General features: G+C 70.9%; 18 protein-coding genes. 9 read left to right on the forward strand and 9 right to left on the reverse strand.

The annotated features are described in order from the left end of the window. Nucleotides 1–25: 25 nt before the first annotated feature. Together ABZ840_RS29320 and ABZ840_RS29325 are read right to left on the reverse strand one after the other, a co-directional pair. On the reverse strand, nt 26–1591 hold the full coding sequence (locus ABZ840_RS29320) for an FAD-dependent oxidoreductase (protein ID WP_361564227.1): 1566 nt from the start codon (nt 1589–1591) through the stop codon (nt 26–28). A 44-nt stretch (nt 1592–1635) separates the two neighbouring features. Continuing rightward, nucleotides 1636–2826 carry a lycopene cyclase family protein gene (locus ABZ840_RS29325; RefSeq protein ID WP_361564230.1) on the reverse strand — a complete coding sequence of 397 codons (1191 nt, stop codon included), beginning with the start codon at nt 2824–2826 and terminating at the stop codon, nt 1636–1638. 368 nt (nt 2827–3194) lie between these two features. On the opposite strand from ABZ840_RS29325, the gene crtI reads away from it, so the two are divergent. From crtI to ABZ840_RS29340, 3 genes are read left to right on the forward strand one after another with little or no spacing between them, the layout of a single operon-like run. Next, the gene (gene crtI, locus ABZ840_RS29330; RefSeq protein WP_361564233.1) at nt 3195–4736 is read left to right on the forward strand and encodes a phytoene desaturase family protein; all 1542 of its coding nucleotides are present in this window, start codon (nt 3195–3197) and stop codon (nt 4734–4736) included. Continuing rightward, nucleotides 4733–5767, forward strand: coding sequence for a phytoene/squalene synthase family protein (locus tag ABZ840_RS29335; RefSeq protein WP_361564235.1), 1035 nt, complete (start codon nt 4733–4735; stop codon nt 5765–5767). Before crtI ends, ABZ840_RS29335 begins: the two co-directional genes overlap by 4 nt. Beyond that, on the forward strand, nt 5764–6879 hold the full coding sequence (locus ABZ840_RS29340) for a DUF5914 domain-containing protein (RefSeq protein ID WP_361564237.1): 1116 nt from the start codon (nt 5764–5766) through the stop codon (nt 6877–6879). Before ABZ840_RS29335 ends, ABZ840_RS29340 begins: the two co-directional genes overlap by 4 nt. Before the next feature lie 46 nt (nt 6880–6925). Here the strand turns inward: ABZ840_RS29340 and ABZ840_RS29345 are convergent, their stop codons facing one another. Together ABZ840_RS29345 and ABZ840_RS29350 are read right to left on the reverse strand one after the other, a co-directional pair. Further along, entirely contained in the window at nt 6926–7897 is a 972-nt protein-coding gene (locus ABZ840_RS29345) for a hypothetical protein (RefSeq protein ID WP_361564240.1), read from the reverse strand. Between the two features lie 105 nt (nt 7898–8002). Beyond that, nucleotides 8003–8380, reverse strand: a complete 378-nt coding sequence (locus ABZ840_RS29350; RefSeq protein WP_361564243.1) for a peptidase inhibitor family I36 protein — start codon at nt 8378–8380, stop codon at nt 8003–8005. 395 nt (nt 8381–8775) lie between these two features. Here ABZ840_RS29350 and ABZ840_RS29355 point away from each other — a divergent pair, with 395 nt between their 5' ends. Continuing rightward, entirely contained in the window at nt 8776–9396 is a 621-nt protein-coding gene (locus tag ABZ840_RS29355) for an L-threonylcarbamoyladenylate synthase (protein ID WP_361564245.1), read from the forward strand. 26 nt (nt 9397–9422) lie between these two features. Here the strand turns inward: ABZ840_RS29355 and ABZ840_RS29360 are convergent, their stop codons facing one another. The 5 genes from ABZ840_RS29360 to ABZ840_RS29380 form a co-directional block, all read right to left on the reverse strand. Continuing rightward, nucleotides 9423–10535 (reverse strand): NAD(P)-binding domain-containing protein, encoded by a 1113-nt coding sequence (locus tag ABZ840_RS29360; protein WP_361564248.1) that lies wholly within the window; start codon nt 10533–10535, stop codon nt 9423–9425. 55 nt (nt 10536–10590) lie between these two features. Continuing rightward, entirely contained in the window at nt 10591–11685 is a 1095-nt protein-coding gene (locus ABZ840_RS29365; protein WP_361564250.1) for an ABC transporter substrate-binding protein, read from the reverse strand. 112 nt (nt 11686–11797) lie between these two features. After that, complete coding sequence (locus ABZ840_RS29370) at nt 11798–12718, reverse strand: ABC transporter ATP-binding protein (RefSeq protein WP_361564253.1); 921 nt, start codon at nt 12716–12718, stop codon at nt 11798–11800. Then, nucleotides 12691–13629, reverse strand: coding sequence for an ABC transporter permease (locus tag ABZ840_RS29375; protein ID WP_361564256.1), 939 nt, complete (start codon nt 13627–13629; stop codon nt 12691–12693). Before ABZ840_RS29375 ends, ABZ840_RS29370 begins: the two co-directional genes overlap by 28 nt. 252 nt (nt 13630–13881) lie before the next feature. Further along, nucleotides 13882–13962, reverse strand: coding sequence for a putative leader peptide (locus tag ABZ840_RS29380; protein WP_361564494.1), 81 nt, complete (start codon nt 13960–13962; stop codon nt 13882–13884). Between the two features lie 117 nt (nt 13963–14079). On the opposite strand from ABZ840_RS29380, the gene ABZ840_RS29385 reads away from it, so the two are divergent. The 5 genes from ABZ840_RS29385 (at nt 14080) to ABZ840_RS29405 (ending at nt 20062) form a co-directional block, all read left to right on the forward strand. Continuing rightward, the gene (locus ABZ840_RS29385) at nt 14080–14502 is read left to right on the forward strand and encodes a secondary thiamine-phosphate synthase enzyme YjbQ (protein WP_361564259.1); all 423 of its coding nucleotides are present in this window, start codon (nt 14080–14082) and stop codon (nt 14500–14502) included. Nucleotides 14503–15146: 644 nt separating this feature from the next. Next, nucleotides 15147–15797, forward strand: a complete 651-nt coding sequence (locus tag ABZ840_RS29390; protein WP_361564497.1) for a Crp/Fnr family transcriptional regulator — start codon at nt 15147–15149, stop codon at nt 15795–15797. Between the two features lie 130 nt (nt 15798–15927). Beyond that, on the forward strand, nt 15928–16776 hold the full coding sequence (locus ABZ840_RS29395; protein WP_361564261.1) for a hypothetical protein: 849 nt from the start codon (nt 15928–15930) through the stop codon (nt 16774–16776). After that, entirely contained in the window at nt 16773–18929 is a 2157-nt protein-coding gene (locus ABZ840_RS29400) for a hypothetical protein (protein ID WP_361564264.1), read from the forward strand. Before ABZ840_RS29395 ends, ABZ840_RS29400 begins: the two co-directional genes overlap by 4 nt. A 17-nt stretch (nt 18930–18946) precedes the next feature. Beyond that, entirely contained in the window at nt 18947–20062 is a 1116-nt protein-coding gene (locus ABZ840_RS29405; protein WP_361564267.1) for a PE-PGRS family protein, read from the forward strand. The last annotated feature ends 98 nt before the right edge of the window (nt 20063–20160 follow it).

The following is a 20160-nucleotide window of genomic DNA, read 5'->3' on the forward strand; positions in this document are numbered from 1 at the left end:
GCAACCATCGATCCCTGACAGCTCGTCACTTGCCCCGCTGCCACCTCGCCAGGGTCCGCAGCGGGGCGGATCGCCCCTGGTCCGGGACGGTCCACAGCGTCTGCCCCCGTACGCCCCAGCGCTCCAGGAGGGCGTTGGCGGCGAGGAAGCCGGAGGTCGCCGCGCGTTCCATGAGCGCCACCGGCAGATCCGTACGGACGAGGTCCCCCGCGACCATCAGGGCGGGGTGCGGCGTGCGCACCGCGGGCCGGTCGGCGTACCCGCCCACCGGGAACAGCGGGCAGTCCGCGTGCCACTCGTGCCGTGCGTCGACCACACGGGCCGCGCGCGTCTCCGGGTACACCGCGTGCAGCTGGGCGATCAGTCGCTCCTGTTCCCGCTCGTGGTCGGCCCCTTCGGGCAGTGCGTAGGCGTGCAGCTCCACCACGGAGCCGCCGGTGCGGGCGGCCCAACGGGCCGCTTCGCCCTCCCACCGTTCCAACACGCTGACGTTGTCCAGGCTGCCGTACCCACTCGTCCCGAGGAAGCCGGGCCGGCCCGCGGCGACGGGCCGGTCCAGCCACAGCCGCGACACCAGGAACGGCGGTGCCGTACGCAGCCGGGACACCTGCCCGCGCCACCCGGCGTCCCCCAGGCCGGGGGAGCGGTGGACCAGGGAACGCAGTCCTCCGGTGTCCAGCGCGAGCACCACCGCGTCGTGGTGTCGGGCGCCTGCCGGACCGGTCACGGTGAACCCGCCCTCCGGTGCCGGTTCCACGGAGCCCACGGCGCTGCCCGTAAGCAACTTGGCACCGTGGCCCCGCAGATAGCGCGCGAGCGGCTCCCACAGAGCGGCCGGGAACGGCTCTCCGGGCACATCGAAGAGCAGCCCCTCGCTGGACCCGAGGAAGTAGATGTGGAACATGAGGACCATCTCCGCGGCCGACAGCTCACGCGGATCGGCGAAGAAGCTGCGCGAGAACACCTCGAAGGCCAGATGGTGCGCGGCCTCGGGGAAGCGGATGGCATCGAGGAAGTCCCGCGCGCTGGTGCCGTCCAGCCGCTCGTAGATGTCGGGCACCCGCACGTCCAGCAGCGGCAGGGCCGCCACCGGATTCATGCGCAGCAGGTCCCGGGCGCGGAAGGTCGGGCTGAGCGCCACGAACCCCAGCGCGCTCCAGGGCGGCGTCCGCGGTACGCGGCGGAAGCCGTCCCGCAGTCCGCTGCTGTGCCGGAGAGGGTAGTCGGGCAGCGCGGTGAGCGCACTCAATCCGGGGTCGGCCCGGCGCAGCAGCCCTCGCAGGTTGTAGTACTGCCGGAAGAACGCGTGGAAGCCCCGGCTCATCGTCGCCCCGCTGCCGTCGGCGAGTTCCGTCGGCCGCCCGGCGAGACGGCCGCCGAGGGCCGACTCCCGCTCGTGCAGCGTCACCCGTACGCCGCGCTCGGCGAGGGCGGTGGCGGCGGCCAGCCCGGCGATGCCCCCGCCGACCACCGCCGTGGAGGGCGGCTCGCCCTCGATACGGGGGCGGCCCGGGGAGGGCTGCAGGACACGCGCACGCCGGTCGCGGCCACGGCGGGCGGCGACGGGCGCCTCGTCGCGCGGCAAGAACATGGGGCCTCCTTGGTCACCCGAAGGTGCGTGGCGGTGGGGGCATGTCACGGCCCTGGGAAGGGCCGACGGCGCAGCAGCGGCAGCTCGGCCACCGTACGGAGCATCGGCAGGACAGGAGTGCGCAGCCCGATCGCCAGGTCCTCGTGCAGGCGCGTACGGCCGTCCAGGAAGCGCAGCAGCCGCTCCGCGGGGACGTGCCGGAACAGCCGCGCGAAGAAGTCGGCGCCGTCCACCCTGCCGGTGTCGAGCGCGCGCAGCAGTACGGAGTCCATCGCCCGGGACCGTACCGGGTGCGGCGGGGGCGGCACGGGAGGGCGCCCCGCGCGGTATGCGGCGGCGATGGCCCGCGTCTGCCGCTGGACGGCGGCGAAGGTGTACCCCGTGGCGGGCCGGGTGGCGCCGCCGGCCGCGCCGATCCGGAAGACGGCCGGCCCGGCCTGCCGCGTGAACGGGGCGTCCGTCATGGGGATCACGCCGGTCTCCGTGCCGGTGACGGACAGGCTGCCCAGCCGGAGCACGTCCCCGGTGTAGTGGCGCAGCGCCGCCTCGTACGCCTCGGTGCTCAGCGGTGCCGAGGAGAACTCGGTGTACTCCACCAGGGCCGTGTGCGGCCCCGTGGGCAGCACGTACCCGAACGACAGGCCGTGCGGGGGCTGCGGCGTACGGAAGTCCATCAGCCGTACGACCCGGGGATCGAAGGCGGGCCGCTCGGTGCGGACGAACCAGCCGCGGAAGTGCTGGAGCAGCGTGGTGCGCGCGGGCGGCAGACTCTTCAGAGGGCGCGAGTCGAACACCCACCGGGCGGTCACGGTCACCGGCCTTCCCCCGGCCGTCGTACCGCGCACCTCGGCGCCTTCGGGCACGTCCCGCACCGCCTCGACCGCCGCCTCGATACGGCGCACTTCGGGGCGCTCCGCCAGTTCGCGCTCCACCAGCGCTTCGAAGTCGTCCGACCGGATCATCTTGTAGCGCAGCGGCGCGATGGACCCGGACGTGGTGCCGCCCCGGTGGTCGTGCACGGCCAGCCGCTGCCAGGACGCGGTGACCGCCGCCTCGTACGCGCCGTCGCCCGGCTCCCAGAAGCACCAGGTCCGTCGTGGCGGCCGCAGCGGGCCCGGCGGCGCGTCGATGAGCGCCACCCTCGGCCGCCGGCCACCTCCGGGCGCCGAGAGCCGGTGGGCCAGGGAGAGACCGGCGGCCCCCGCCCCCACGACGGCGACATCGGCGTCGAGCACAGCACTTCCTCCTCCGGTACGGCGTCGCGGGCCAGATGACCGCGCGGCAGTGCGAGTCCCACCGTTCGGGCGCCCGACACGCGACTGCCCGAAGGATCCCGTGCCACACGGCCGGACGGAGACGCGGCACGCGGAGGCACACCCATGTCGCACCCATGTCGGGCCCGTGCAGGGCGCGTTTCCCGCCGTACCGAGGCGCAGCGATCCCGCCGCCCTACAGAGGCTGTCCGAATCGCACCTGAGTGCGGTTCGCGCCGAAGTGCGCCCCGCCCTCGTGTCGACCGCCGATCTCGGGGCACCGGCAGTGAAGATGAAACGGCTCGTCGCGCACAGCGTCCGCCACCTCGCTCGGCCGACGGAGGAACACGATGACCAGGACTCTGCCGGGCCCCACCGACCACGTCGTGGTGGTCGGGGCCGGCCTCGCCGGACTCGCCGCCGCCCTGCACCTGCTCGGCGCCGGGCGCCGGGTCACGGTCGTCGAACGCGGCGCGCTGCCCGGCGGCCGGGCAGGCCGGATCGAGCGCGGCGGCTACCGCATCGACACCGGCCCCACCGTGCTGACCATGCCCGACCTCGCCGACGAGGCCTTCGCCGCGGTCGGCGACAGCCTCCGCGCCCGCGTCGACCTCGTCCCCCTGCACCCGGCCTACCGTGCGCACTTCGCCGACGGCAGCCGGCTCGACGTGCACACCGGCGCCGAGGCCATGGAGGCCGAGATCGAACGCTTCGCAGGCCCCGGCGAGGCAGCCGGCTACCGGGGCCTGCGCCGCTGGCTGGAGCAGGTCTACCGGGCACAGATGCGGCGCTTCATCGACGCCAACTTCGACTCACCGCTCCAGCTGCTCAACCCGGACCTGGCCCGGCTCGCCGCATTGGGCGGCTTCGGCCGGCTCGACGCGAGGATCGGCCGCCACCTGCGCGACGAGCGGCTGCGCCGGGTGTTCACCTTCCAGGCCCTGTACGCGGGCGTCCCGCCGGCCCGCGCACTGGCCGCGTACGCCGTCATCGCGTACATGGACACCGTCGCCGGGGTGTACTTCCCGCGCGGCGGCATGCACGCCCTGCCACAGGCCATGGCGGACGCCGCCGCCGAGGCGGGCGCCGACCTCCGCTACGAACACGACGTCACCCGGCTGGAACGCTCCGGCGACCGCATCACCGCCGTCCACACCGCCCAGGGCCGCATCCCGTGCGACGCGGTCGTCCTCACCCCCGATCTGCCCGTCGCCTACCGGCTGCTGGGCCGCCGCCCGCGCCGCCCCGTAAGGCTGCGCCACTCGCCCTCGGCGGTCGTCCTGCACGCGGGCACCGACCGCACCTGGCCGGACCTGGCGCACCACACGCTGTCCTTCGGGCACGCCTGGCGGCGCACCTTCGAGGAACTCACCGCGACCGGCCGCCCGATGACCGACCCGTCCCTGCTCATCACCCGCCCCACCGCCACCGACCCCTCGCTGGCCCCGCCGGGACGCCATCTGCACTACATCCTGGCGCCCTGCCCCAACACCGACATCGGGCCGAGCGCGGCACAGTGGAGCGACCTCGCGCCGCGCTACAGGGCGCGACTCCTCGGCGAACTGGAACGCCGCGGACTCGCCGGCCTCGCCGCCGCGGTCGAAGAGGAATGCCTGGTCACCCCGGCCGACTGGCACGCACAAGGGCACGCCGCCGGCACGCCGTTCTCCGCCGCCCACACCTTCGCGCAGACCGGCCCGTTCCGGCCGCGCAATCTCGTCGGCGGCACCGAGAACGCCGTCCTAGCGGGCTGCGGCACCACGCCGGGAGTCGGCGTACCGACCGTCCTGCTCTCCGGCAAACTCGCGGCCGCCCGGGTGACCGGCCCGCCGCCCCGTCCCCGCACCCGCCCCCGGGCCCCGCGTCCGGCCACGGAAGGCACCCGGCGATGACCGACCGCGAACTGGATGCCGCCGGCATCACCGACCCGGCCCTGCGCGACGCGTACACCCGCTGCCGGTACCTGAACGCCCGGCACGGCAGGACGTACTTCCTCGCCACACGCCTGCTGCCGCCGGCCCGCCGCCCCGCCGTGCACGCCCTGTACGGCTTCGCCCGCTGGGCCGACGACATCGTGGACCACCTCGACGACGGTGCCACCCCCACGGAGCGGCGCGCGGCCCTGCAGCGCCTCCAACGGGCCCTGGAGACAGGGCTGCGCGACGGGCACAGCACCGAGCCCGTGGTGCACGCGCTCGCCGACACCGCCGCACGGTACGGGATCGACTCCCGCCACTTCACCGACTTCATGGCGTCCATGCGTGACGACCTCGTGGTCACCGACTACGCCACCTACGAAGAGCTGCGCGGCTACATGCACGGTTCGGCCGCGGTGATCGGCCTGCAGATGCTGCCCGTACTCGGCACGGTCGTGCCGCGTGACCGGGCGGCTCCGCACGCCGCAGCACTGGGCGTCGCTTTCCAGCTCACCAACTTCCTCCGGGACGTGGGGGAGGACCTGGACCGGGGCCGGATCTACCTGCCCGCCGACCTGCTCGCCGCACACGGCGTCGACCGCCCGCTGCTCCGCTGGAGCCGGGACACCGGACAGCGCGACCGCCGCATCACCGATGCGCTGCGGGCCGCCGAGCACCTCACCCGCGGCGTGTACCGGGAGGCCGCCCCGGGGCTGGCGATGCTGGACCCGGTGGCGCGCCCCTGCATCCGCACCGCCTTCGTGCTCTACGGCGCGATCCTGGACACCATCGCCGCCGAGGGCCACGCCGTACTCCACCGGCGCGCCGTCGTACCCAGGCGCCGCCGGGCGGCCGTCGCCCTCGACGGCCTCGCCAGGGTGACGGCCGCACGACTCCGGGCGCGCGAGACTCCGCCCTCGAAGGGCGCCGGGCCCGCGGCACTTCTGGGCCCGGCGAGCACGGGGAAGGCGCTCCTGCGCCCGGCCGGAACGGGGGAGACCGGATGACCGCCGACGACCGTCCCGCACGCGGGCGCTTCCCGCTCAGCCTGCGCCGTTCCCCCGTCCCCTGGGAGCGCCAGCGGCCGACCTGGCGCGACGCCAAGCCCGCGGTGATCGCCGCGGCACTCCGGCGCGCGCTGGCCCGCCCCTCGGGCAACTGGTTCGTGGTCGGCGCCACCCGGGACGTCGGCCCCGCCCGCCCTCTGGCGCGTACCGTCGCGGGACACGAAGTGGTCGTCTGGCGCGGCCCCGAAGGACGCCTGATCGCCGGCCCGGGCGCCTGCCCCCACCTCGGTGCGCCGCTGCGCGACAGCCCCGTGCGCTGCGGCCGGCTCGTCTGCCACTGGCACGGCCTCGCCCTGGACGGCAGCCCGTTCGCCGGCTGGTCACCGCTGCCCGTGCACGACGACGGCGTACTGGTCTGGGTACGCCTGGACGACGTCGGCGGCGAGAAACCACTCGACGAACCGGTCATCCCACAACGTCCGCCGCTCGCCCGGTCGGTGGCGGCCGTCTACACCGGCATCGGCACCTGCGAGCCGGAGGACGTCGTGGCCAACCGCCTCGACCCGTGGCACGGCGCCTGGTTCCACCCGTACTCCTTCGTGGACCTCACGGTCGTGACGGCCCCGGCGGAGAAGAGCGGGCCGGAGGAGAAGTGCGGGCCGATGGACGAGATCGCGTCGGGGGAGGAGAAGGGGCCGAGGGAGGAGGTCGCGTCGGCGGACGGGTGCGGGGACGCGAACAGCGACGGGGACGGCTTCGCGGTCGATGTCTCGTTCCGGCTCGCCGGCCGCCTCGTGGTGCCCGTCCGGGCGGTGTTCACCGCACCGGAGCCCCGGACGGTGGTCATGCACATCACCGACGGCGAGGGCGAGGGCTCCGTGGTCGAGACGCACGCCACCCCGCTCGCCCCCGACGGCCGCAACCGGCCGCGCACCGCGGTGATCGAAGCGGTAGTGGCCGCATCCGAGCGCCCCGGCTTCGCCGCTGCCCGCAAGGCGGCCCCCGTACTGCGCCCCCTCATGCGGGCCGTCGCGGGACGCCTGTGGCGCGACGACCTGGCCTACGCCGAACGCCGCTGGCACCTCCGCAGCACCGACCGCTTCCCGGGCTGAGCGGCGGCGGGCGCCGACCAAAACCGGTACCTCGACTTACCTCGACTTACTTCGACAAGACCTTCTCGACGGCCTTCAGGTGGCGTTCCTTGCCTTCTTCCAGCGTCCGGAAGTATTTCGCGTGCTTCTTGACCGCCGTCTTCTCCAGTTCGCTCTCCGCCGCGTACCAGACGTCGACCAGGCCGCTTTCTTCCTTGCAATGGACATCGCGAACGGCCGTCGCCCGCTCTTCCGCTCCGCCGATCTGAGCCGTCTCGTCCTGCCACCACTTCTCGGTGTTCATGGCGTCGTACGGGGTGGCGTAGTCCTTGCCGTCCGCTTTCATGCAGCGGGACCACTCGTTCATCGCCCTCTTCACCTCCGGCTCCTGCTGGGAGTCCTTGAGGTACTTCGGGCTCAGCTCATTGAAGAGCGTGTAGTCACCGCCCGCATCGCCGAGTTGGGCGGAGGCTTGCGCGTTGCAGGTGTCCTGATCCTGATTGTTTCCGTTCCCCTGCCCGCGCTGCTTCCCGTTTTCCTGCCCGAGGGCCGCGTTCTGCTGTGCGGCCGACAGCGTGCGGAGCCTTCTCTCGTCCGCCCTTTTCGTCCCGTCGGGGTCACGCAGCGCAATGGGGGCGTGATATCCGTAAGCCCGCGCCACCTTGATCTCCACCACTCCGTAGCGCCGCCGGTTCGTCAGATCCGCGACATGGGTCGGCCGTTCGATGACCTCCCAGTCCAGGCCCTTCCGCTTCATGCATTGCCGGATGAGGGCGTCCGTCGCGTTCTGCGAAGCGTTGTACTGGCTCTGGGTCAGCTCGTACTGGTCGAACGGGAGAGTCAGGGACTTCACCTGCTCGGTGGGGCTCGGCGGCGCCGGGACGGCAGGTGGGGCCTCCCGGGCGGGCTGCGCCTCCTGGGTGGTGGTTCCGCAGCCCGCCAGCAGGGCCAGCGAGACGACCGCGGTCGCCCGGCGCTTTCTCATCGTTCTCCTCGGGCCGCGGAAGCGTGTGGATGCCGGATTGTCACCGGCATCCACCCGCTGGTTACTCAGTCATTCCGACGTTCCGTCATTCAGACGCATCGCCATTCGGGCGTTCCGACGGGCGGTCACTCCGTCGATAAGCCCTTCCGCCCTTCCGGCTCAGCGGAAGTCGACGGAGCTGGCCTTGTTGTCGAAGCTGTTGTTGGAGAAGTCGCCGTCGACGGAGTTCTTCTTCGCGAAGTAGTTGTCTCCGGCGTAGCCGCTCGTCTGGTACAGCACGACGTCGTGGCTGGTGCGGTTCTTCATCGAGCTGGCGCCGTCGTTGCAGGCCCCGGACGCATTGGTCCAGTAGTTGTTGGCAAGGCTGCTGTCGTCACCGGTGAAGTTGCACCAGCCGCCGCCGTAGTTGTCGTGCTGGTAGATGGTGAAGTAAGTGGCCTGGACGCCGGCGTCCGCGGCGCTTGCGGCCGGGGCGGCGAGGGCGGCCGCACCGAGCAGTGCGGCGGAACCAAGGGCGGTCAGGAGCATGCGCTTCATGTCGTTCCCCTCCGTAATTCCCGAGCCGGAAGTCACCGCATGTGACTCCTGTTTGCTCGAGGGCGCCTTATTCGAACGAGCGGCTCCACGCCGTGTCAACGGCTTTCGGGAGGGCGAGCGCGACCGCCGGAGAATACGGAATGGTCCAGACCGATCCGGCCGGCCGGGCCGTCGGAGCTGCCGGACGTGATCACTCGCCGGGAGGCGGTTCGGCGGGTCAGTCATGGATCGACGCAAGTGGAATTCCGCCACCGTCGCCAGAATTTTCATTCGGATTTAGGTGCTCCGGTTGCGCTACTCCGGATATGTCCGACTCGTGGTACGGATCACTTCCGCTGATCGTGCCCGGCGCGCACTCTGATGCGTCTCCCGATCACATCGCCTAGGGTCGGTGGATGGCGAAGTACTTCGACGTGCACCCCGAAAACCCGCAACCGCGCACCATCACCACCGTGGCCGACAGCATCCGGTCCGGTGCGCTCGTCGCCTACCCGACGGACTCCTGTTTCGCCCTCGGCTGCCGGCTGGGCAGCCGTGACGGCATCGACCGGATCCGGTCGGTCCGGCACCTCGACGACCGCCACCACTTCACCCTCGTCTGCCAGAACTTCGCGCAGCTCGGACAGTTCGTCCACATCGACAACGACGTGTTCCGCGCGATCAGGGCCGCGACGCCCGGCAGCTACACCTTCATCCTCCCGGCGACGAAGGAGGTGCCGCGACAGCTGCTCCACGCGAAGAAGAAGACGGTGGGCGTGCGCATCCCGGACCACACCGTCGTGCAGGCCCTGCTCGCCGAGCTGGGTGAGCCCCTGCTCTCCAGCACCCTCCTCCTGCCCGGCGAGGAGGAGCCGCTGACGCAGGGCTGGGAGATCAAGGAGCGGCTGGACCACGTGGTGGACGCGGTGGTCGACTCCGGCGACTGCGGCACCGAGCCGACCACGGTCATCGACTTCTCCGGCGACGAGCCCGAGATCGTACGCAGAGGAGCGGGCGACCCTTCGCGGTTCGAGTGACTGATTTGTAAGGTTCGCGTGGTCGCTCAGGCGGCGGCCGGGACGCCGGCTTCCAGCAGCTGGCGTATCTCGCGCGCCGCTGCCCGGCCCGCCCGGTTGGCGCCGATGGTGCTGGCCGAGGGCCCGTAACCGACGAGGTGGATACGAGGGTCGTCCGCGACGCGGGTACCGGCCATCCGGATGCCGCCGCTCGGCCCCCGCAGGCGGAGCGGGGCGAGATGGTCGATGACGGGCCGGAAGCCGGTGGCGAGGAGGATGGCGTCGGCTTCAAAGGCGGTGACGCCGTCCTCCCGCGCGCCCTCGGGCCAGTGGACCCCGGTCTCGGTGATCCGGTCGAACATGGGGCGGCGTACGAGTACGCCCCGCTCCCGCGCCCGGCGCAGCTCCTCGGTCATCGGCAGGCCCGTGACCGAGACCACGCTGCGCGGCGGCAGGCCCTGGCGGACGCGGTCCTCGACCAGGGCCACCGCGGCGCGCCCGCGGTCCTCGTCGAACGGCCCCTCCCGGAAGACGGGCGGCCGCCGGGTCACCCAGGCCGTGTCCGCCGCGACCTCGGCGATCTCCATCAGGTGCTGTACGGCGGAGGTGCCGCCGCCGACCACGACGACCCGCTGCCCGGCGAACTCCTGCGGGCCCCGGTAGCCGGCGGTGTGCAGCAGCCGGCCGCGGAAGCGCGCCTGCCCGGGGAGGTGGGGCCAGAACGGGCGGTCCCAGGTGCCGGTGGCGTTCACCAGCGCCCGGGTCGCGTACACCCCTTCCGAGGACTCGACGAGCAGCCGGCCGTCGGGTTCCGGCCCGGGACGGACCGCGGTGACGTGCACGGGGCGGTGCACGCGCAGCCCGTAGGTGTCCTCGTAGGCGGTGAAGTACTCGCCGATGACCTCGGAGGAGGGGCGTGCGGGGTCGGCGCCGGTCAGCTCCATGCCGGGGAGCGCGTGCATGCCGTGGACCCGGCCGTAGGTCAGCGTCGGCCAGCGGAACTGCCACGCGCCGCCCGGCCGCGGCGCGTGATCGAGGACGACAAAGTCCTGGTCGGGGACGTAGCCGAGCCGCCGCAGGTGGAATGCGGCAGCCAGTCCGGCTTGACCTGCACCGATGACGACGACCTCGACGTCACGGGCCCCGCTGATGTAGTCCATATTTCTACTAACCAGGGCGGGGGCCGTTGTCTTCCCGCGGGGGAGGGCGGCCCCCTCAGTGGCCCTTCCCCTCGTGCGACTCCTGCGACTCCTGCGACTCGTACGACCGCGGAGCCGTGCTCGACGGCGGCAGGTCGCCGTTGAAGCGGGTGTCGACGTACTCCTTGAAGTCGTACGAGCGGGGGATCAGCTTGATGTCCGCGAACGTGTCGACGATGCGCTGCTCGGAGGCGACGGCGGCCTTGTCGACGGCGACCGGTACGGCAGTGCCGCGAGTACGCCGGACCGCGTCCAGCGCCACCTTCTCCGGCAGCCCCGTCTCCTTCGACCACGCCTCGGCCCACCGCTGCGGGTGCTTGAACACCCATGCCTGGGCGCGCCGCAACCGCTCGTTGTAGTCCTTGAGCGCCTTGGCCTTCTTCTTGTCCTCCAGCGCGGCGGGCGCGGCGACCTGGAAGGCCAGACCGTTGACGACGCCCTTCCCCGTGGTCAGCACCCGGGCGTCGGCCTGGTCCAGCGCCTGTGACGTGTACGGGTCCCACACCGCCCAGGCATCCACCCGGCCCCGAGTGAACGCGGCCAGCGCGTCGGCCGGCTGCAGATAGCTGAGCTTGACGTCCTTGGTCGTCAGCCCGGCCTTCTTGAGCGAGGCGACGAGCTGGTAGTTGGCCGAGCTGCCCTGGGCGACGGCGATGGTCTTCCCCTTGAGCTGGGCCGGCCGCTTCAGCGGCGAGTCCTTCTTCACGAGGATGCTCTCGCCGGCCGAGGAACTGTGCGTGGCGGCGATGACCTTGAGCTTCTGCTGCGCGGCGGCCGCGAAGACCGGCGGTGTGTTGCCGACCCCACCGATGTCCACGGCACCCGCGTTGAGCGCCTCCAGCAGCGGTGGGCCGGAGGTGAAGGTCGACCACTCGATGCGGTACGGCAGGTCGTCCAGCTCACCGGCGGCACGCAGCACCGCCTCCGAACCGCCCTTCTGGTCACCGACGCGCAGGGTCAGCGAACCCTTGCCGTCGGAGCCACTGCCCTTGCCGCCCGCGGAGCCGCCGTCCGCCCGGGACGCGCCACCGCAGGCCGTCAGCAGCAGCGCGAGCGGGAGCAGCAGGGCGGCGGCAGGGGCCAGTGCGGGGACCGGTCGGCGGGATCTCATCACAGCGTTTCCGTTCGTCGTTCTGTTCGCCATCGGGCGATCGGGCGATCGGGCGATCGGGTGGGCAGGCGGGTAGGTGGGTGGACGGGTAGGTGTCGAGCCGATGGGGCGGTCAGACGCCAGCGGGATGTGCAAGTCGTTCGGCACTCTTGCCACTCTCACGACTCTCGGGCCCCTCATGGGTGACCTCGGTGTCGTCCACGCCGAGCCGTTCCAGCAGCCGGCCGCGCAGTTCAGCGAACCGCGGATCGGTGATGTCCCGGGGACGCGGCAGATCGATGGCGGTCTCGTACGCGAGCACACCCTGGTCCATGACGACCGCGCGGTCCGCGAGCAGCAGTGCCTCCTCCACGTCATGGGTGACCAGCAGTACCGCGCACCCGCGCCGCTGCCACAACTCGGCCACCAGCCGCTGCGCCTTGATACGGGTCAGCGCGTCGAGCGCGCCGAACGGCTCGTCCAGCAGAAGCAGATCGGGCTCGCGCACCAGCGCCCGGGCCAGCGACGCACGCTGGGCCTCGCCACCGGAGAGCGTCTTGGGCCACGCGTCCGTACGGTGAGCAAGCCCCACCTCGCCCAATGCCTGCTCGGCAACGGCGCGTTCGGGACGGCCGGGCAGCCCGAGCAGGACGTTGCGCCACACCTTCTTCCACGGCATCAGCCGCGGCGCCTGGAAGGCGACGGCGGAGCGACGCGGTACCGACACCTCGCCCTCGATCTCCCGGTCGAGCCCGGCCAGGACCCGCAGCAGGGTCGACTTCCCGCAGCCACTGCGACCGAGCAACGCAACGAACTCGCCGGGCTGCACGGTCAGTTCAAGCCCATCAATAACCGCACGCCCATCGAACGACCGAGTGAGCCCGGCCACCCGCACAGCGGCGGAACCACCGTCGACATCGGCATTGGTATCGACATCGCCTTTGGTATCGACATCGGCACTGGTATCGATATGGGGAGCAGCATCCGGAGCCGCATCGGGAGCGGGCGCTCCCGCGGTCTTCGGGCTCACTGCCCCGTGAACGTCGGTCGCCATTGCAGCAGCAGCCTTTCGAGGGTACGGACGAGGAAATCGGCGAGCAGGCCGAGCAGCGCGTAGACGATCAGGCAGACCACGATCACATCGGTACGGAAGAACTCCCGTGCCTGGTTCATCAGGAAGCCGATGCCGTCGTCGGCATTGACCGACTCGCCGAAGACCAGCGCGAGCCACGCGGTCGCGAGCGAGTACCGCAGCCCGGTCATCGCGCCCGGCAACGCTCCCGGCAGTACGACGTGCCGGACCAACCCCCAGCGCCCCAGCCCCAGTGAGGACCCCGCCTCGACCAGCTGGGCGTCCACGCCACGGACCCCTGCGTAGACATTCAGGTACAGATGGAAGGCCACCCCCAGCGCGATCAGCGCGATCTTCGGCGCCTCGCCGATGCCCAGCCAGATGATGAAGAGCGGGATGACGCCGACCCAGGGGATGGAGCGCAGCATCTGCACGGTCGCGTCGACCAGGTCCTCACCCAGACGCGACAGCCCGGACGCGAGTGCGAGCGCGATACCGACGACCCCGCCGAGCACCAGCCCGACCAGTACGCGCTGAACCGACACCAGCATGGCCGAGGGGAGAGTGCCGTCGGAGACGAGGCCCCCGGCGGTACGGGCGATGGTGCCGGGCGAGGCGAGGATGTCGGGGTGCAGCACACCCGTCCCGCTCAGCACCTGCCACAGCACGAGCAGTCCCACCGGCCCCACGGTGCGCCGCAGCCACCGCGGCACGGAGCGCCGCCGCGCCGAAACCGGGACGAGCGTAACGAGCTCGGGCGCGGCCCTGGAGACACCGCCGGAAACCGGGGACGACGACTCCGCCAAAGCATCCGCCGACGAAGAAACTGACACAGGAGATACACCGGGCGGCGAAGAAGATTGATCGGCCACAGCGGCCTGATCGAGCGACATGAAGGCTCCACGAGCGAGAGGCAAGAAAGGGGGAGCGGCGAAAGGGCAAGGCCCCCAGCCCGGCGCAACGCACCGCGCCACACCGCCACGCCGCCCCCGCCCTCAGGTACTACGTACGCATGCGCATCCAGACGCACAGCAGAGCAAGGAAACGGGTGCGACGAACGCTATGGGCGCGACGGCCACGGTGAGGGTGGGGGTGCCACGACGGTGGGCAGCGGCCAGGCGGCCGGGCTCTGACCTGAAAGTGCGTCAGCAGCCGCGACAGGCGGCGGAAGCCACTCGCAGCAGGTCGATGTGACCGCGCGTGGTGAGCAAGGCTGACGTAGACATGTCGCAGAACGTAGCCGCGCGGACGAAGGCCGGTCAATCGGCGTCTCGGCCCGTGGACCTTTGTTGCGGCAGTGTGTCAGCTCGGCGGTTTCCGCGGGATCGCCGATCATGGGGAGTATGAGTAACGCATTCACGACCCACGTACTGAACATCAGCACGGGCTCCGGCGAGACCGTGTACGACCTCACCCGCGACTGCTCGGCGTTCCTCGCCGAGGCGGCGGCCGGCCGCGACGGCCTGCTCAACGTCTTCGTCCCGCACGCCACGGCCGGCATCGCCATCATCGAAACCGGCGCGGGCAGCGACGACGACCTGCTCGCCGCCCTCCAGGACCTGCTCCCCGCCGACGACCGCTGGCGCCACCGCCACGGCAGCCCCGGCCACGGCCGCGACCACGTCCTCCCCGCCTTCGTCCCACCCCACGCCACCCTCCCCGTAACCAACGGCACCCTCGCCCTGGGCACGTGGCAGTCGATCTGCCTGGTGGACACGAACGGGGACAATCCGCGGCGTCAGGTTCGACTGAGCTTCCTCGGCTAACGCGTGTCGCCGAACTGCATCTTGTCGTACTTACGGGTGCGACGTTCTGCGAGCAGAAGGCGGAAAGCGCGTGCTCGTCCGCGGTGGGGGGCGGGGACGAGGCGGTGCGCGGTGTCAGTGCTGTATCAAGCGCTCCGTGGCCCGTAGCTGCTTGGCCAGAACGGCGTTGTCGTGCACGTCCGCGAACATCTCCGCGGCTTCCCGGCGCGGGCTTCGCGGAAGGACTGCCGTTCAGCGGTGAGGCGCTCACCTTGCGGGTGCCTCATGGCCCGGACGTAACGCGGCGCTGATGAAGCCCCCGACGGGACGCGCGGCGTACGCCGTGGCAGCTGCGGGTGCTCCCTGGGAACGGCTGAGGGACGGCGCTCGTCAGGCCCGTTCACTCGGGGCAAGGCGCAGATCGGTGCCAGGGGGGAAGCATGCCACCGGGTCGCTCTGTTCCTCTTGTCATAGGCTGGATGAGCGGAGTGAGGGGAAGGCTCCTCTGGAGTGCGGCGGAACTGCCTGGCCTGGGGGGAGTGCGGATGGAGACTCACGGCACGGCCGAGCCTGAGCGAGGGCGATACGGCTCGGCGGCCGTTCCCCGGGTAACCCGGTCAGCGGCGCCCCCGCGAGCCGGCAGACTCGACGACCAAGTTCCGTTCCTGGCCCGGCTGGAACACCCCGAACGCGTCGCGCTGCTGGCATTGGGGCGGCCCCTGGTGTACAGCCCACGGTCTGTTCTGGTGCATCAGAACGAACCGTCCACCCACGTGATGATCATTCTTGCCGGCTGGACCAAGGTCACCCACTCCGCGGCCAACGGCTACGAAGCCCTACTCGCCCTGCGAGGGCCGGGCGACGTCGTCGGTGAAGCCTCCGCGGTCAGTGGCCGTCCACGCTCGGCGATGGTCACTGCGATCGGCAAGGTCGAGGCCGTCGCGATCGAGCGCGGCGAGTTCCTGGACCATCTTGCGGAGTTTCCGGAAACTGCTCTCCAGCTGCTCAGCCTTATCGGGGACAGAACACGCGCCAGCGACCGGCGACGTGTGGAGCAAGGAGCCCTCGGGGTTCGTGAGCGGTTGTCGCTCCTGCTCCTGGAACTGTCGCGCACACACGGTGCGGAGGACGCAGAGGGTGTGCGATTGACAGCCGGCCTCAGCCAACATGAGCTGGCAGGTGCGGTCGGCTCTTCGCGCGAGGCGGTGGCGAGGCTTCTGAAGGAGTTGCGGGAGCGCGACATCGTCCGCACCAGCCGGAGGGGGCTGGTGATCGTTCGCCCGGACCAGCTGCGCCGGATAGCCGGCGGCGGATAGTCAAAGGACACGCAGCCGATGCGGGTTGTGTGCCATCGGTTACAGAGGCTGTGTGCAGGTGTTCCTTCTCCACTGTCAGACCCTCGCGGGATAGTGCTTCGGACCGAGCCCGACCGTCCGAGAGGCACGTATGAGCCTGGCCTTGAGAGACCCCGTCAACCGCACCATTCTGCTGCTAGACATCGAGGACTTCAGCCGACGGGACGATGTGGCGCAGGCCTGCCTGCGCCGGGAACTGCACAATGCGGTGGAGGACACCCTCGCCGAGGCTGGTGTCGAGCGGAACATGCAGTACCGCGAGGACCGCGGGGACGGGCTGATCGTTCTGGTCAGTTCCGACATCCCGAAAACTGCGCTGCTCCGGGCTCTGCTGACGACTACTCCGGATGCGTTGCGCCAGTACAACCGGCTGGCGTCGAGCAGTGCACAGATGCGGCTGCGGATGGTCCTGGCCGCGGGAGAGGTCGCCTTCGATCCGAAGTGCGGCACGGTCGGTGGGCTCGTCGGTCACGATCTCAATCAGTCCTGCCGGCTGCTCGATTCCGAGGTCCTGCGTAAGGCCCTCGCACAGCGGGACGCGGACTGCGCGCTGGGTGTGTCGCCCTCCGTCTACGAAGGCGTGGTCCGTCATGGACACCGCGGCCTGCGCCCGGAGGAGTTCCACCACGCTCCCGTGGCCGTGAAGAAGGACCGGCTCGAGCTGTGGCTGCACGGTCCGCTCCCGTACGGCATCACCGCCCCTGCCTCGGAGCCCCCGTCCGGCGGGAGCGATGGCTCGGGTACGCAGGACGACGCAGTCGGGAAAGCGCCTGGCGCAGCGCCCGCAAAGGGTGGGGTGGACGTCACGTTCAACGGGGGGACCGTGTCATTCGGCGGCAGCCAGGTCATTGGTGACCAGACCGGAGTCAGCGGCGGCCGCGTCACAGGCGACGTGATCATGGGCAGTACCCGGCGTGAGAGCGGGAGCGAGCGGCCGTGAGCGAGCAACCCGGTGACAAGCCTGGGGATGCGTCCCAGGATGACACCGACCCGGCGGCCGACAGGCAGGAGCAGACGAATGGCGAGCACGCCAACGCGGCGGATGATCGCCCGCAGGACCCCTGGGCCGCCAGGCGGGAGCTGTACGAACACGTACCGGCCTTCGTCGGTGGCAGCCTGGTCGGCGGCGCTCAGACCGGTGTCAGTGGGGGCAGTGTCGTAGGCGACGTCGTCCTCGGCACCAAGGTGGAGCACCACTACCGTATTGGCGCCGCCACCCGTACCTCCGGCAACATCCCGTCGTCCGAACTCGAACACCTGGCGCAGGTGTTCGCCGGGTACGAGGAACTCGTGCACCCCCTTCGCGACCGGCTGCGCGAGGAACGGGTTCTCGTTCTGTCCAGCGCGCCCTTCACCGGCCGTCGCAGCGCCGCTTTGATGCTGCTGCGATCCCTGGACGTCGCGCGTGTACGCGCCATCGATCCCAACACCCGGCCGACGGCGCTGCCGGACGAGATGAACGGCGATTCGCTCGGCTACCTCATCAGCGATCTGGTGACGAGCAAGGAGAACCCGCTGCGCGACATCGACCTGTGGGCCGTACGGGACGGCCTCCGGGAGAAGGACGCCTACATGGTCATCACCGTCGACCTGTTCGCGACCCTGCGGGGCGTAGACGTCGTCGCGTGGAAGCCGCCCTCGCCCCAGGCCGTGCTCCGGGCGCACCTGCACGCCCGAGTACAGGACCCTCGGAAGGAGAACGAGTTGCTGGCCCTGGCGCTCTCCCGGGAGTTCCTCGGCCGGGACGACCACCAGTTGCGGGAGGCGGCGGCGTTCGCGGAGGCCCTGGCCGCGCACGCGGACGGCACCATGACCTATGAGGAGTTGGCGGGCGTCGGCCCGATGCTGGTCCGGGACCAGGTCCAGGAATGGTTCGGAAGCGATGAAACCCAACTCCGGGACAAGGCGTTCCTCATCTCCCTGGCGGCGTTCGACGAGGCCGCCTATGCCCTGACCGCAGAGCTCAGCGACTCCCTGTACGGGCAGTTCCAGAGAACCGAGGACGCCGGGAGCGAGCCCCGCGTCGGCATCTTCGGGACGTCCATCACCAAGCGCCTGCGTCTGGCCCGAGCCGTCGAGTACTGGCAGGAAGAACATACCGAGTGGGGCCCTGTGCTCCAGCGCATGGCCCGCTTCGAGGAGCGCAGAGCTGCGGGCGAGGTCCTCCGAGAAGTGTGGACGAGCCACCCCTCTGCGCGGCCGGCTCTGCTCGCGTGGCTCCGGAAGCTCGCCCAGGACGGACGGCCGCTGGTGCGCACCCGTGCGGCAGTGACCGCTGCCGTGCTGGCCGAGACCGACCTGCCGTCGGCGATGGCTCTGCTCATCGAAGGCTGGGCGACGTCGAAGCTCTACCGCGACCGTCTCGTCGCCGCCAACGCTCTGGCGACGGCGTACGCCGTCGGTGCCCCGAACATCCCACGGATCCTACGATCCTGGTGCGACGACGAGGCCGAACCACGTCCTCGCTGGACAGCCATCCGGGCCTATGCCCTCGTGGGCCCCCGCATGCCCGACGAAGCGCTGGAGGCGCTGGCGGATGCCGCCCGCACCGGGGGCGACGATCAGGAGGCGCAGCACATCGCCGAATCCGTCGCGCTGCTGCTGAGCGATGAATCGGATCCGGTGCGCAGCCAGGTGCTGCGGCGGCTGCTCGAACTGCTCCAGGACGAGCCGTCCGGCCGGCAGCTGGCGCTGCACGCGTTCGTGCTCGCATGCACACGCGCCGACAGCCGGCTGCTGTTGCGGTGGTACGCGGAGGCCGCCTCATCGGGCGCGGAGGACGGGCAGCGGATGATCTTGCTGTGGCAGACCGCCCTGGCCGATCTCCGGTACACCGCCGACGCGTTGAAGGCCCTGGCCGGCTGGGTCCTCGAGGCGGATAGCGATGCGCAGATCGAGCGGCAACTGACCATCCTGCTTCCCACGCTCGTCGCATCACTCGAGGACCGTAAGCGCCTCGACCACATGCTCGGGACGTTGTGCGGGCGACGCGGGGGCGACCCGCCCGCGGTGGCCGGCCGCCTGATGGCCGCGCTGCGAGGCGCCGCGGCCCCACCTGCGGCCGCGGGCCGCCAAGTTCCGGATCACCACTGAGTGAGGAGAAAAGAGCAATGGCGGACCTCCATCGCGAGACCGACTGGCACCAGGGCGCGGACCGGCACAGTGACCTGGCCGATCCAGTACTGACTGTGCGTCAGCTGTCCCGTTTCGACCACCGCAGGGGTTACAGCCGGATCGACAATGCGCTGGTCTTCACCACGGACAAGGGGGATTTCGAGGTCTATCTGCCGCCCCGCCGACCAGCGCGCTCTCTGTTCGCCGTCAGGCGGTACACCGCGGTCTATGAAGTCGACATGGGGGTGCACACTTGCGCTACTTCACTTCTGATGCCCAGCAACATCGATGCCTTCGATTTCACCGTAGAGGTGGAGTTGACCTGGCAGGTCTCCCGGCCGGAGCAGTTCGTGGCCAGTGGAGAGCGAGACGTGCCCGCCCTCTTGAAGCGCAGCCTGGAGCGGCTGATGCGCCCGGTCAGCCGCAGCTTCCCCATCGAGGAGAGCGCGGGTGCCGAACGCGCCGTGTGCCGGGCGATCGCCGACGCGGGCGAGCTGGGAGGCGAGGCCGGGTTGCGCACGTCGTGGGCCGTCCGGCTGAGACTGGACGATGCCGCGATCGTCCATCAGCAGGAGGTCCGCCGCATCCGGTACGCCGATGAACAGTTGGGTCTGTCGCACGGCTTGGCGTTGCAGGAGGACCGGGCCAGGGCGGAGCGGAACGTGGAGCAGGCGAGGCACGAGCATGAGCTGGTCATGCTGCAGGGCTGCCAGCAGGAAAGGGTGAGGGAGCTGGAGGCAGCCAAGATCCGCTATTACGAGCAGTATCTACAGCGAGGTGGCGTGGCGATGTGGGCCCTGCATCTGGCGGAGCACCCGGAGGACTCGCGGCTGGTGCTGGAGAATCTGCGCAAGGATCAGGCGGACCTGATCCGACACCAGTCCGAGGCCGCCCTGCTGGTGTTGAAGGAAGGGAACCTGGAGGACTACCAGCGGGCGGGTCTCAACAAGCAGGCCGTGGAGATCATGGAGGGGTTTCTCGCCCGCAACATCGCTGGTGCAGCTCCTGCCACAAAGGAGGCTGTGTCCTGGGCCGGTACCGACGATCCCTCGGTGGGTTTCCGCAAGGAGAGGAACGTGGCGTCCGCCGACAGCTCCGAGGAGGGGCGATGAGCTGCGGTGGGACCGAAGCTCCGGTCGCGGGGGCCCGTCTGCTCGCGGAACTGCGGACCGAGGCGGCCCGTGCGGACAGCAAGGCATCTCTGCTTCTG

It is taken from the genome of Streptomyces sp. NPDC047117 (assembly GCF_040643545.1).
Taxonomy (GTDB): Bacteria; Actinomycetota; Actinomycetes; order Streptomycetales; family Streptomycetaceae; genus Streptomyces.